At 64.9% G+C, this 12,814-nt stretch carries 13 protein-coding genes; 7 read left to right on the forward strand and 6 right to left on the reverse strand.

The genetic code is table 11. The features are described from left to right. Nucleotides 1-8 precede the first annotated feature (8 nt). Nucleotides 9-416 carry a flagellar basal body rod protein FlgB gene (gene flgB / locus K1X15_RS11435; RefSeq protein ID WP_220303729.1) on the reverse strand — a complete coding sequence of 136 codons (408 nt, stop codon included), beginning with the start codon at nt 414-416 and terminating at the stop codon, nt 9-11. Between the two features lie 223 nt (nt 417-639). Between flgB and K1X15_RS11440 the strand changes: the two genes are divergently transcribed. Together K1X15_RS11440 and fliP are read left to right on the forward strand one after the other, a co-directional pair. Then, entirely contained in the window at nt 640-1,272 is a 633-nt protein-coding gene (locus K1X15_RS11440; RefSeq protein ID WP_220303730.1) for a flagellar biosynthetic protein FliO, read from the forward strand. After that, nucleotides 1,235-2,026 carry a flagellar type III secretion system pore protein FliP gene (gene fliP, locus K1X15_RS11445; RefSeq protein WP_420828339.1) on the forward strand — a complete coding sequence of 264 codons (792 nt, stop codon included), beginning with the start codon at nt 1,235-1,237 and terminating at the stop codon, nt 2,024-2,026. Before K1X15_RS11440 ends, fliP begins: the two co-directional genes overlap by 38 nt. Nucleotides 2,027-2,123: 97 nt before the next feature. On the opposite strand, the gene K1X15_RS11450 is transcribed toward fliP, so the two are convergent. From K1X15_RS11450 to K1X15_RS11470, 5 genes are all read right to left on the reverse strand, one after another. After that, nucleotides 2,124-5,465 carry a tetratricopeptide repeat protein gene (locus tag K1X15_RS11450; protein WP_220303731.1) on the reverse strand — a complete coding sequence of 1,114 codons (3,342 nt, stop codon included), beginning with the start codon at nt 5,463-5,465 and terminating at the stop codon, nt 2,124-2,126. A gap of 184 nt (nt 5,466-5,649) precedes the next feature. Continuing rightward, nucleotides 5,650-6,636 carry a MotE family protein gene (locus K1X15_RS11455; RefSeq protein ID WP_220303732.1) on the reverse strand — a complete coding sequence of 329 codons (987 nt, stop codon included), beginning with the start codon at nt 6,634-6,636 and terminating at the stop codon, nt 5,650-5,652. Next, nucleotides 6,633-7,022, reverse strand: coding sequence for a DUF6468 domain-containing protein (locus tag K1X15_RS11460; protein WP_220303733.1), 390 nt, complete (start codon nt 7,020-7,022; stop codon nt 6,633-6,635). Before K1X15_RS11460 ends, K1X15_RS11455 begins: the two co-directional genes overlap by 4 nt. Nucleotides 7,023-7,060: 38 nt before the next feature. Beyond that, entirely contained in the window at nt 7,061-8,257 is a 1,197-nt protein-coding gene (gene fliM / locus K1X15_RS11465) for a flagellar motor switch protein FliM (RefSeq protein ID WP_220303734.1), read from the reverse strand. Beyond that, nucleotides 8,257-8,760 (reverse strand): flagellar basal body-associated FliL family protein, encoded by a 504-nt coding sequence (locus K1X15_RS11470; protein WP_220303735.1) that lies wholly within the window; start codon nt 8,758-8,760, stop codon nt 8,257-8,259. Before K1X15_RS11470 ends, fliM begins: the two co-directional genes overlap by 1 nt. Nucleotides 8,761-9,047: 287 nt before the next feature. Here K1X15_RS11470 and flgF point away from each other — a divergent pair, with 287 nt between their 5' ends. From flgF to K1X15_RS11495, 5 genes are all read left to right on the forward strand, one after another. Next, on the forward strand, nt 9,048-9,785 hold the full coding sequence (flgF, locus tag K1X15_RS11475) for a flagellar basal-body rod protein FlgF (RefSeq protein ID WP_220307521.1): 738 nt from the start codon (nt 9,048-9,050) through the stop codon (nt 9,783-9,785). 18 nt (nt 9,786-9,803) lie between these two features. Beyond that, nucleotides 9,804-10,589 carry a flagellar basal-body rod protein FlgG gene (gene flgG / locus K1X15_RS11480; RefSeq protein WP_220303736.1) on the forward strand — a complete coding sequence of 262 codons (786 nt, stop codon included), beginning with the start codon at nt 9,804-9,806 and terminating at the stop codon, nt 10,587-10,589. Between the two features lie 8 nt (nt 10,590-10,597). Next, a complete protein-coding gene (gene flgA / locus K1X15_RS11485; RefSeq protein ID WP_220303737.1) occupies nt 10,598-11,548 on the forward strand; it encodes a flagellar basal body P-ring formation chaperone FlgA in 951 nt (316 codons plus the stop codon). Between the two features lie 17 nt (nt 11,549-11,565). Then, nucleotides 11,566-12,312, forward strand: coding sequence for a flagellar basal body L-ring protein FlgH (flgH, locus tag K1X15_RS11490; protein WP_220303738.1), 747 nt, complete (start codon nt 11,566-11,568; stop codon nt 12,310-12,312). Nucleotides 12,313-12,545: 233 nt separating this feature from the next. Further along, nucleotides 12,546-12,764 (forward strand): glycine zipper domain-containing protein, encoded by a 219-nt coding sequence (locus tag K1X15_RS11495; RefSeq protein ID WP_220307655.1) that lies wholly within the window; start codon nt 12,546-12,548, stop codon nt 12,762-12,764. Nucleotides 12,765-12,814 lie beyond the last annotated feature (50 nt).

The raw sequence follows: 12,814 nt of genomic DNA on the forward strand, positions 1-12,814 counted from the left end.
CCTACCTCTTATGCGTTCTTGCCCAGCGCAACGCGCAGGATGCGGATGGACTTCTGGTAGAGCGAGGTCGCGGCCTGATAGTCCATCATATTGGTCGTGACCTTCATCATCTCGTCCTCGAGCGACACCCCGTTCCCCTCCGGCGTGATCTCGAAATTGGCCATGCGCTGCGCATCGAAGGCCGCCCCCTCTCCAGAAGAGGCGGAGAAATGCATGGGCTGCGTCACGGAGGTGACGATCGCCGAGGACTGCATCATCCCCTGGCGGTCGGCGAAGTCGTATTGCTTGAGATCGCGGCCGCGATAGCCGGGCGTTTCGGCATTGGCGACGTTCTCGGCCAGCAGGCCTTGACGGGTCTGATGCCAGCGCATCTTGTCGGTCAGGGCCGAAAAGACTGGCATGTCCATGAGGCCCATGGGCCGAACTCCCGCAATCGCTGCAATTGGGCAATTCTTGCCGGGTGAATGGTTAATCAAGCGTTAACCAACCCGGTGCGAAGGGCCAAATCCTGTCGCATTTTGCGCACAAGACGGGCGCGATAGGCAGGAAGTGCCGACCTGTGACACCTCAGCGCTATTGCCACCTCCGGAATCGCGCTATGTGCCTTGTCTTGGCGGAATACCCTTGGAGACCTTGCCAGTGCAATTCATCACCGGCCTGTTTGGCGGCAGCGGCAACACCATACTGACCATGATCTTTGCCCTGGGCATCGTGCTGGTGCTCATTCTGCTCGCGGCCTGGCTGCTCCGGCTCGTGTCGAACGTCTCGGGCAATGTCGCCCGCGGCCGCAATCGCCGCCTGGCCGTGATCGACACCCTGTCGGTCGACCAGAAGCGGCAATTGCTGATCATCCGCCGCGACGACGTCGAACATCTCGTCCTCATCGGCGGCCCGCAGGATCTGGTGGTCGAAACCGGCATTCCCGTCCCCGCAGAGGCACCCCAGTCCGCTCCGGCGCGACGCACCCTGCCCACTCTCGGCGCCCGCAAGCCGGCCCTCGCCACCGCGCGTCCAACCGAACCCGCCGTGGAGGCCGAGCCCGAGATCGCCACGCCCCCTGCGCCCGCCACGGCAGCCCCAAAGGCCACCCGTTCGCTGCGCCATACGGGCCTGCTCCGCCCGGTGACCACGCAGGACCCCACCGTGATCGGGCATAACCCGGACATTTCGGCCGTGCCCGGTGCCGACTCAGCTAAAGAGGACGGGAACCACGAGGCGAGCGAAGGCGACGCGCTTGAGCACGAGACCGGCACCCCTGCCAACCGACCCTGAACCGGCCCGCGCGCGCCTGTGGCGGCGCGCCTTGCCTTTTCTGGTCGCCACGGGCGTGCTGCTGGCCCTGACCGGGCGCGCCTACGCCCAGAACCTCTCCATCGATTTCGGCGACGAGACCACGCTGACCGAACGCGCGATCCAGCTCATCGGGCTGATCACGCTGCTCTCGCTGGCGCCCTCGATCCTCGTGATGGTGACGAGCTTTACCCGCATCGTGGTGGTGCTCTCCCTGCTGCGCACGGCCATTGGCCTGCAGACCGCGCCGCCCAACACGGTCATGGTCTCGCTGGCCCTATTCCTGACCCTCTTCATCATGCAGCCCACCCTGCAGGCGAGCTATGAGCAGGGCATCGCCCCGCTGATGGCCGGGCAGATCGAATTTGCCGAGGCCTTCGATGCCGGGGCCGCACCGCTGCATGAATTCATGCGCGCCAATGTGCGCGACAAGGATCTCGAGCTCTTCTACGACCTGACCGAAGCCGAGCCACCCGCCGAGCCCGAGGCCATACCGCTCCAATTGCTGGTGCCCGCCTTCATGATCTCGGAACTGCGCCGGGCCTTCGAGATCGGTTTCCTGCTCTTCCTGCCCTTCGTGGTCATCGACATGGTCGTGGCCTCGGTGCTGATGAGCATGGGCATGATGATGCTGCCGCCGGTCGTCATCTCCCTGCCCTTCAAGCTGATCTTCTTCGTGCTGGTCGACGGCTGGTACCTGGTCGCCGGCTCACTGGTCCGCAGCTTTTCGGGCTAGAGCGCTTTCAGCAAAAGTGGACACCACTTTTGCGGTTCGAAAGCGTGACAAAACAAAGAGATAGAGCTCCCGTTCTGATTTAATCAGAACGGGAGTTCTAGAGCGACGCCAGCCCCGCATCGGGCTTGCTGGCATTGAGCGGGGTCAGCGCACCCTCGCCGGCATAGGTCTCGCGATAGGACGAGAGGAAGGCCGAAAGGCTGTCCACCGCCGCGACCTCTGCGGCCACCCGCTTGAACTCGAGGCTTGTCGCCTGGATCGGGCCGGTGACATAGTCGAACATCCGCCATTCGGGCGACGCCACCATCAGTTCGCCGAACTTGGCGCGCAGGCGCGACAGGCCGAAATCGTCGCCCGCCAGCACATAGCCCACCGCCGCCTTGATCAGGCTCATCCGCGCCACATAGTTGAGCGGCTTGCCCTCCGGCTCGTTGCTGTAGATGGCCTCGATCATCTCGCCCGCCTGGCTGTAGCGCCGCGCCTTCCAGTGCGCGTCGATGCGCAGCAATTCGACGTCCTTGCCGTCCATATTGCTGATCAGGTCGAGGGCCAGCTGGTCGCGGCCGCCATCAATCATGGCCCGCGCCTCCAGAATTCGCCGCTGCCGCTGCAGCGACTCCGGCAGGCCGGGCAATTGCGTGTCGTTGAGCACCCGCATGGCATCCTGCGGCTTGCGGTCGGCCAGGTAGATCACCGCCAGGTCCGAGGCAATCTGGGTGCGCGCCACCCCGCGCAGGCGATTGTCGAGCTGGTATTGCAGCAGGCTTGCAGCCTGCGGCAGCAGGTCGACGCGCACCAGGCGCCGCGCCAGGTTGCGGATCATCTCGTCGCCCCGGGCCCCCGGCGGCGTCAGGTGCTGGAAGTCGTAGTAGATGGCCAGCGCCTCGACCGGCCCGATGGAATCGGCCAGCCCGTTGAGGAAGAGGTCCGCGAACATCGACTGCGCCTGATCCCGCAGCGCATTGACCGGCGGGCTTTCCGGGTAATTGGCGACGGCCGATTTCACCGTCTCGAAGCCCTGCCGATAATCGCCATTGCGGAAATAGAGCTGCGCCAGCAGCGTCTGCATGTCCGCTTCCAGCGCATCGCCGCGCCATAGGAGCGTCTCCGCAGCCAGCGTCTGCGTGCCCTTGGCCAGGTCCAGCCGCCCTTCCTTATCGAGCAGCTGCAGCGTGCGAAACACCGCTTCGGCCCGCGTCGGCCGCACTTCCGAGGCGATCACCTGCCCATAGGTGTCGAGCGCCTCCTGGTTCCGGCCTTCGATCTCGTCGATCCGGCCCGAAAGCAGGTGATGAAGCGATGCGTCCTCGATGCTGAGGCTGGCAAAGTCGATGGAGTCCAGCATGCGCTGGGCCAGCGCGGCATCATCGGTCTCGACCGCCGCCCGCGTCGCAGCCAGCCGGAAGCGGTTCCGCGCCCATTCGGGATAGCTGTCGGCAATGGCGCGCGCCTGCATGGCGTCGAAGCGTGCACCACGATAGTCCTGCGTGTCCGCCCGGGCGATGGTGCGCCAGAACAAGGCATCCACCTCCTGGTCCAGCGAGGCCGCATTGAGCAATTGCAGGGCATCGCGCGGCCGTCCCGCAAGCACGTCGGCAATAGCCTGCGTATTGCGAATCTCGCGGGTCAGATCGACCGCCTTGAGTTCGTCCTGCAGAACCTTGAGAACGCCGACAGCCTCAAGCGCGAGCCGGTTCGCAACCAAATATTGGGCCAGCTTGAGCCGGGCAATGTCGCGGTCGCGCCCTTCGCTGGCCGCCGCTGCCAGTTCCAGCGCGTCGCGTGTTTCCACAAAGGCCGGCGGGCTGCGCTGCTCGAGCGATCCCAGGTCGACATAGCCGGCGCGCGCCGCTTCCTGCGCTTCCGAACCGGTATTGCGCAGCGCATCGATGGCCGAAACCGTCAGCCCTCCAATGGCAGAGATCACCGCCTCGGGGCTGTTGATGGCAACTTCGATATTGGCGGATTTGGGCTTGATCACCAGCCCATGCACACTGCGCAGGGCGGAGAAGTCCACATAGTCCAGCGTTCGCGTCAGGCCGCGCGCCGGCGGAAAGGCCGTGACAACCTCCAGCACGTCGCCGACCAGCGGGTCGCGGAATTCGTGCACGCGGCCGGGGCGAACGATGTCCGCCACCATTTCGAAATCGCCCTCGATATCGCGCCGCCGCGACAGGTCCATGGGTTCGGTCGGGCTCAACATCATGTCGCCAAGCGACAGCACCCAGGCCATGCCCTCCGACCCCAGCGTCGCCAGACGGTCCTTCGCCAGGTCGATCCGCACCACCTGCGTGTCGCCCGAGGAAACCACGCTGAAATCCTGCGCGATATCATCCATTTCCGGCGAACCGGCCGGCGGCTCGATGCCACTGACCGTATCGAAGATCATCCACACCGTATCGCCGCGCCGGAACACCGCTGCAGGCGTGTCCTGCTCGAACGGAAACACCACGCGGACGGTATTGCCCAGGACATTGATGAATGGCCTTACGGTCTCGGCCGCGGCCGGCTGCAGGGCCGCAATCTGCGGTTCCTCGGGTGCATTCGCCTCCGCCTGCGCCGCCGCCTGCTCGGCCGCTGCGGTCAATTCGGCACGGCTCAGTTCCGGCAGGCCCTGGCCGGCAATGTCGATATCGAGCACATATTGCGAGGGTGTGATGGCGTAAAAGCGCGGCGTCACGCCCTCGGCAAAGATGAACGACACGGCCGAGCCATCCGCCGAGCTACCCGCCTGCGCCGAAACCAGCTCGGCCGGCAGATTGGTCAGCAAGGCACTGAGATCGATGCCCACGGGCCACTCGAACGTGGCCGCCCCCACCGCCCCCTTCTGGGTGAAGGCCGCTTCGGTGGGCACCGTCCAGTCGAACTGCACGCGCAGGAATGTGGCATTGCGGCCGACGCGCACATCGACCCTGGGGTCCAGTTCCGCCGCCATGCGGGCCTTGCGGTCGCGCTCGGCCTGGATGGCGGCCAGGCGGGCGCGCTCGGCCAGTTCGTCGATGACCTCCTGGGGCAGCGCTGGCGGCATGCCCTGCCAGGTCGATGGCAGAAGGTCGATGAACAGCTGCTCGCCGGCTTCGATACGGTTGAAATTGAAGCCGCGCTTGAGCCCCAGCCGCAATCCGCGCCCATCCGGATCCTGCCGCGCCACCGAAAGATAATTCGGCATGGTCGTGGCAACGTCCGGCAGGATGATATCCACCGGGTCCTCGAACTCGACCGAAAGCACGTTGTTGTCGATCTTGAACTGATAGGGCGGCAGTTCGTCCAGCGCCGGAAAACTGAGGATCAGGCGGCCAAAACCGTCTTCTTCCGTCGCAAAGAGCTGGCCCTGGTCGACGGCAAAAGCAGGCGCGACAACAGTCAGCATGCTGACCATTGTTGCGGCAGCCAAGGACAGGAATGTCCGCTGCCAGCCTGACTTGATTGCGGTCTTCACCGGCCTTCTGCCCGCCCGACGCATCTTGCCGCGATTGGGGGCGGGACGAAATGCCCCGAAATCCTCAAAACGCGAGGGTTACAACACTCCAGGACCCGCCGCCTTCTGGACGGACGGATGCCCTGTGCGTGCAACCCTAGCGGTGGGTACTTAACACCCCCCTAAGGGGATGGGCGGCAATTGCCTATTGTCCGACGATCTGGGGCAGCGCCGCCAGGTCTTCCGGTGCCATCTGGTCGAGCGGGTCGGCGCTGGCCGAGGCCATGCGCACGGTGAGCTCCTGGGCGCGCATCGTGTCCATCTCGGCAAGAATGGGCGCCATTTTGCGCGGGCTCATCATCTTGGCGACGCGCAACAGCACCTCGATGTCGAGCGCATTGAAAATGTTGGCCGCGTCCTTGGGCTTCATGGTCTCATACATGGCCACGATGCCGGCGAACTGGCCTTCCTCCATTTCCTTGCGCTGTTCAACCAGCGCGGCAATCTGCCCCTCGAGCGCCTCCAGGGTCTGCTGCCGCTCCTCGATCCGCTTTTCCGCGGCCTCGACCAGCGAGGCGCGCATCGCCAGCTCCTGCTCGTAGCTGTCCAGTTCGGTCCGCCGGTTGGACAGACGCTCAAGCAGTGCCTGTTCGGTGAGCGTTGATCCTCCGGCGCCGAGCGGCGTCACCCCATCCGGCGTCAGCATCAGCGGCTGGGCATCGCCGGGCGGCGGGCAGTCCGCCGGAATGACCGTCAATTGGCCCTCGCTGGTGTCCTCCTCGCCCTTTTCGGACACGGGTCGCGGGTCGCACGCATTCTCGGCAGCGACGACATTGCTGGGGGTCTCACCGTGACCGCCATCGGCGGCGGCATCGCCTTGTGCTGCTGCCTCGCCTTCGCCTGACGACCCATGCTCGGCCGCCGGAGCGCCATGGCCTTCAGCGCCAGACGCGGACTCGCCCAGCGTGGGTGTACCGTCGCTCAGGGTGGGACTGGCGTCCTCTATGGTCGGCTCGCCCGGAAGCGTCACCGTTTCGCCAGGCGCTGCACCCGACCCGCCGCCGCCGGCCGCCTGAGCGATGCTCACCCCGGTCAGCACATAGCCGCCATTGGTCACCAGTCCGATGGTCTTGAGCACCAGGAGCGCGGCGACCGCCAGGATGACGACCGGAAGCAGGCGGATATTGGTCACGCGGCCGCTCCGCGGCTACGCACGCGCTCGGACAATTGCTGCAGCGCGTTCTGCACCTTGTTCGGCGGTTCGACCGGTTCGATGGCCTGGCTGTGGCGAGCGACGCTGGTGATCTTGGCAATGCGCTCCATCAGCACCGTACCGGCAGTCACATGGTTTGCCAGCTCGACACCGAAACGCTCGGCCTCTTCGAGGCGCGCAGTCAGCGACAGGTCGGCCTCGACCGCCGTCGACTTCAGCTCCTTGATCGCCTGGTTGGCCAGATTGGTGGCACTGACGAGGTCCGCCACCATCTGCCGCATCGCATCCTTGTCCTGGTGCAGGCGCTGGAGGCGCTGGTTCAGGATGACGCAATAGCCGATGGTCAGGGCCAGCAGGATTGCCACAGCGCCTTCCACAAATAGTCCAAGAGGCAGCCCGAACATCATCGTCCTTCCATCGTCTCGTCGATTGCCTCAAAGGCCGCCATGGTGACCTTGGGCGGGTTGAGCGGGCGCGTGACCCGCACGGAAACATGATTGCCGATATGGCCCATGATGGCCTCGGTCAGTTCGACATCGCCACACCGTAGCCGCACCGGATCGCTCGGGCTGCGCTCGAACATCAGCGTCTGGCCCGGCTTCATGTTGAGCAGGCGGGAGAGCGGCAATTGCTGCTCGTGCAGCACGGCCTCGATCTCGACATCGGCCTGGAAGATCTCGGTGGCCAGATGCCCTTCCCAGATCGGATCGCGACCGAACTTTTCACCCATGAACATCTGCAGCAGCTGTTCGCGGATCGGCTCGATCGTGGCATAGGGCAGGAGGATTTCGATCTTGCCGCCGCGATCATCCATTTCGATGCGCAGCTCGATCAAAATGGCAGCATTGCCCGGCCGCGAAATGGCGGCAAAGCGCGGATTGGTCTCCATGCGCTCGAGCTTGAAATTGATCTGGGTCACCGGCTCGAAGGCGCGATGCGTGTCCTCGAGGATGATCTCGATCATCTTGCGGGCCAGCGCCATCTCGATGGTCGTGTAGGGCCGCCCCTCGACGCGGATATTGCCGCCGATGCGGCGCCCGCCGAGCAGCACGTCGATCATCGAATAGATGAGGTTGGAATCGACCGTGAGCAGGCCGTAATTCTCCCATTCCTCGGCCTTGATCACCGAGAGAATGGCCGGCAGCGGGATGGAATTGAGATAGTCGCCGAAGCGGACCGAGGAGATCGAATCCATCGTCACTTCGACATTGTCGCTGGTGAAATTGCGCAGCGAGGTCGTCGCCAGCCGCACCAGGCGGTCGAAGACGATCTCCAGCATCGGCAGGCGTTCATAGCTGACCAGCGCCGAATTGATCAGCGCCTGCACGCCCGTCAGCTCGACATTGCTGCCTGCACTGGCATCGAAGCCGAGCAGGCTGTCGATTTCGTCCTGGTTGAGGACGCGATCGGCGCCGCCTTCCCCGTCGCCATCGCCACCTTCAAGCATGGCGGCCCATTCGGCGGCGGCAGCGGCAGCGCGCTCTTCCTCGCTCATGTCGCTTTCATCGACCACCGCGCCGGCGGCCGGATCGGCGGCCGTGCCGATATCGTCCAGCCCCCAGTCGTCGCTCAGCTTGTCCTGATCGCTCGGCCCCGCCATTACTGCACCAGGATTTCCTTGAAGAGCACGCTCTCCACATGGGCGGGATAGATGGCCAGGTTCACCCGGCGCAGCAGTTCTTCCTTGAGCCGGTAGATACCGGCCGACCCTTCGAGGTCGCTCTTGCGCAGTTCGCGCATATAGACCTGGAAGGCGTCGATGACCTTGGCCAGCCGCGGCTGGATTTCGGTCATCATGTGTTCATCAGCGACCTCCAGGGCGATGGTGAGCTTCATGAACGAGGGGCTGTCCTGCCCCTCCGAATTGAGGTTCACCATCATCGGCGGCAGGTTGAAGATAAAGGTATCATGGGCTTCCGCGCCCGCTTCGGCGCCGCCATGCCCGTCGGCAGCGGCCTCTCCGCCGCCCGAGGACGACAGGAAGAAGAACAGCCCCCCACCGGCCAGCAGCAGCACGATGGCGGCCGCCCCGATGATGATGAAGAGCTTGGGAATGCCCTTCTTGGCCGGCGCTTCCGTTCCCGCTTCTGCTTCCGCAGCCATGAATAGGCCCTACCAAACGCCTGCATTTCCGGTCGATTCCGGCTTGCTGTCCAGCTAAGGCGCAGTTGGTTAACGAATGGTTACGAAGTGCCCTGAACCGGCAGATTTTGCCGGGCAGCTTTTGCCGATTGCGACGGAAATGTCTGCCGCTGGTTAGCAGGCGCAATTTCTCAAGTCATTGATTTTATTAAAATTGTTGCCTTGGCACGGTTTCTGCAAAGTAAACGGGTGAGGCAACCGGCTTGGGGAAGCAGGCTGTCTCGGGGACCAAACCGGGGATTGTCATGATCGAGAACGCGCAACTCATCGGCCTCAGTCGGCAGATCGCGCTGCAGCGCCAGCTGGACGTGGTGGCCAACAATATCGCCAACCTCAACACCACTGGTTTCAAGGCAGAGCAGATCCTGTTCGAGGAATATGTGATGCCGGTCGCCCGCGACAATGACTTTCCCTCGCTCGACCAGCCCCTGTCCTATGTGCAGGACTGGGCCACCATGCATGACATGACCGGCGGCGCCATCGTGCAGACCGGCAACGAGCTCGACGTCGCCCTTAACGGCGACGGCTTCTTCGCCGTGCAGACCGCCGGCGGTGAACGCTGGACCCGGGCCGGCTCCTTCCAGCTCAACAATCAGGGCACGCTGGTCGACCAGTCCGGCAATCCGGTGCTGGGCACTGGCGGCCCGATCCAGTTCGGCCCCGATGAGGTCGGCATCACCATTGCCAGCGACGGCACGGTCTCATCCAGCGCCGGCGCGAAGGGCCAGCTCCGCATTGTCGAATTCGCCAATGCCCAGGACCTCAAGCGCGAGGGCCTCAACCTCTATTCCGGCGGCCAGCCGCAGGCCAACACCACCACCCGTGCCATGCAGGGCCACGTCGAGCGCTCCAACGTCTCGGGTGTGACCGAAATGGCCGAAATGATCCGCGTGCAGCGAGCCTACGAATCCGCTGCCTCCCTGGCCCAGAAGCAGGATGACATGCGCCGCAATGCCATCCAGCGCCTGGGCGACGCCAACGCCTGAACCTGAGGACCTTCCGCCATGAAAGCACTTTATATCGCATCGACCGGCATGGGCGCCCAGGAACGCAATGTCGAAGTCATTTCCAACAATATCGCGAACATGCGCACCACGGGCTACAAGCGCCAGCGTGCGGAGTTCCAGGACCTGCTCTACCAGCAGATCACCCGCGCCGGTTCGCAGACCTCGGACCAGGGCACGCTGGTGCCTGCCGGGCTCGAAATCGGCTCGGGCGTGCGCACCGTCTCCACGCCGCGCGTCATGAGCCAGGGCTCGGTGAACCTGACCGAGGGTGAGCTGGACGTCGCCATCCGCGGCGAAGGCTTCTTCATGATCCAGCTGCCCGGCGGCCGCACCGGCTACACTCGCGACGGCTCCTTCGAGCGCGACGCGGAGGGCACGCTGGTGACCTCGAGTGGTTATCCGGTCGATCCGGGCATCACCATTCCAGGCAATGCCCGCGGCGTATCCATCGCCCCCGACGGCACCGTCGAAGCCTTCATTGGCACCGACACCACCGCGACCCAGATTGGTCAGTTGCAGCTCGCCCGCTTCGTCAACAAGTCGGGCCTCGAATCCATGGGCGACAACCTCTTCCTCGAGACCGCTGCCAGCGGTCCGGCCCAGGTCAGCGTCCCCAATACCGACGGCGCCGGGGACCTGCTCCAGAACTATCTCGAAATGGCCAATGTGAACTCGGTGACCGAGATCGCCGATCTCATCGCCGCCCAGCGCGCCTACGAGATGAACGCCCGCGTCATCTCCGGCGCCGACCAGATGATGCAGGCCACCAGCCAGCTGAGCTGAGGAGACTGATGATGAAGACAATGCGCTCCCTCGTCCTGGCCCTGACGCTGTCCCTCTCGGCCACGACTGCCTTCGCTGCCCCGGTGCTCCGCGCCGATGTCACCGTCAACGACCCGGTCGTTACCGTCGGCGACATGTTCGAGGATGCCGGCGTGCTGGCCGAGCAGCCCCTGTTCCGCTCGCCAATGCCCGGCACCACCGGCAATGTCGACCTCGCCGCCATTCGTTCGGCCACCGCCCGCATCGGCCTGACCCGCTTCGAAGTCAACGGGCTGGCTCAGGTCCGCGTTTCCCGCGCCGCCGCCGTCGTCGATCACGACCTGCTGGCCGGGCTGATCGCCGAAGACCTGCGCAATCGCGGCATCCTGGGCGAAGGCATGAGCGCCAATACCCTGTTCGCCACGCCCGTCGATCCGATCAATGTAGCGGCCACCGGCGTGCCGGCCCGCCTCGACAATCTCCGTTACCTGCCCGGCAATGGCACCTTCTCCGCTCGCTTCCAGCTTGCCGGCATCGACCGGCCGCTCGACATCTCGGGCAGCATCGAGATCAGCATCGAGGCGCCGCACCTGCTGGCCGGCCTGCCCGCCGGCACCGTCCTGCGCCCCGAGCATATCGTCATGCGCCCCCTGCCCATCCAGCAGGCCGACGCCCAGGGCGTAGCCGGCCTCGACCAGCTGGTCGGCATGGCGCTGAACCGCCAGAGCCGCGACGGCATGCTGCTGCGCGCCAGCGATGTCAGCGTGCCGCTCGCCGTCGCCAAGAATGACCTCGTCACCATCTACTACCGCCAGGGTCCGATGACCCTGACCGTCAAGGGCCAGGCCGTCACCGGCGCCGCCGAAGGCGCCCCGCTTCAGGTCCTGAACCTGGTGTCCCGCCGCGTCATCAGCGCCACCGTGGTGGCGCCGGGCGCGGTGGAAGTCACCGCCGCCCCCATTACCCTTGCCGGCCTCTAATTCAGGGACAGATGAAAATGAACATCGCCAAGATCGCCACCATCCTGACCCTGGCCGCCGCGCTTGCCGGCTGTAACACCATGGACCGCCTCGCCAATGTCGGGCAGGCCCCCGTGCTGACGGCCATCGCCGACCCGACCACCACGGCTGGATACCAGCCGGTGCGCATGCCCATGCCCGAGCCGATCGCCGATACCTACCAGGCCAATTCGCTGTACCGCACCTCGGCCAAGGGCTTTTTCAAGGACGAGCGCGCCCACCGCGTCGGCGACATCCTCACCGTCCTCGTCACCATCGACGACAGCGCCCAGATCAACAACAACACCCAGCGCTCGCGCAATTCCACCAACAGCGCCGGCATGGGCGGCCTGTTCGGCGCCGTCTTCTCCAACGCCACCTCCTCGGCCGATCTCAATGTCGATCCGCAGGCCGCCATCGACTTCAACTCCGGCATCAAGGACGCCGGCAATGGCTCGGTGAACCGCAGCGAGGCGCTCGAGACTTCGGTGGCCGCCGTGGTCACCCAGGTTCTACCCAATGGCAATCTGGTCATTGAGGGCCGGCAGGAAGTGCGGGTGAACTTCGAGGTCCGCGACCTGATCGTGGCTGGCATCGTCCGGCCCTCCGACATCCAGGCCAACAACACCATTCCCTCCACCAAGATCGCCGAAGCCCGCATCTCCTACGGTGGCCGCGGCCAGATCACCGATGTGCAGCAGCCGCGCTATGGCCAGCAGGTGATGGACGCCATCCTGCCCTTCTAGGCAGCCTTCCCCTCGGCGGCGCACTCCCCCATCCGCGCCGCCGCTTACCCCGGCCGCTCCAGAACGGAACGGCACGGCCCGCGACGCAGAACGCGCCGGGCCTTCTCCCGGGGGCCTGCTGTCCCAGGCTCGGTCCCCACCCCCCACGAGGCGCAGCTTCCCCGGCTGCGCCTCTCCCCATTTCGGCAACCACCTTCCATCGCTATGGGTTAGCCATGACAAGGAGGACGCTTATGAACCTTGCGACCGGTATCGCTGTGGGTATCGCCATTGGGGCAGGGATTGGCGTGGCCCTGGACAACATCGCCCTGGGCGTCGGCATTGGCATCGCCATTGGCGTAGCCCTGGACAACATCGCCCTGGGCGTCGGCATTGGCATCGCCATTGGCGTAGCCCTTGGCACTGCGGGCGCCAAGCGCTCGGACAAAGGTCCACCAGACACCAAGTCTTGATCCCTTCACCCAGCTATGAAAGACATCGGCGGTCCCATTCAGGAGCCTGC

It is taken from the genome of Devosia salina, from assembly GCF_019504385.1.
GTDB lineage: Bacteria > Pseudomonadota > Alphaproteobacteria > Rhizobiales > Devosiaceae > Devosia > Devosia salina.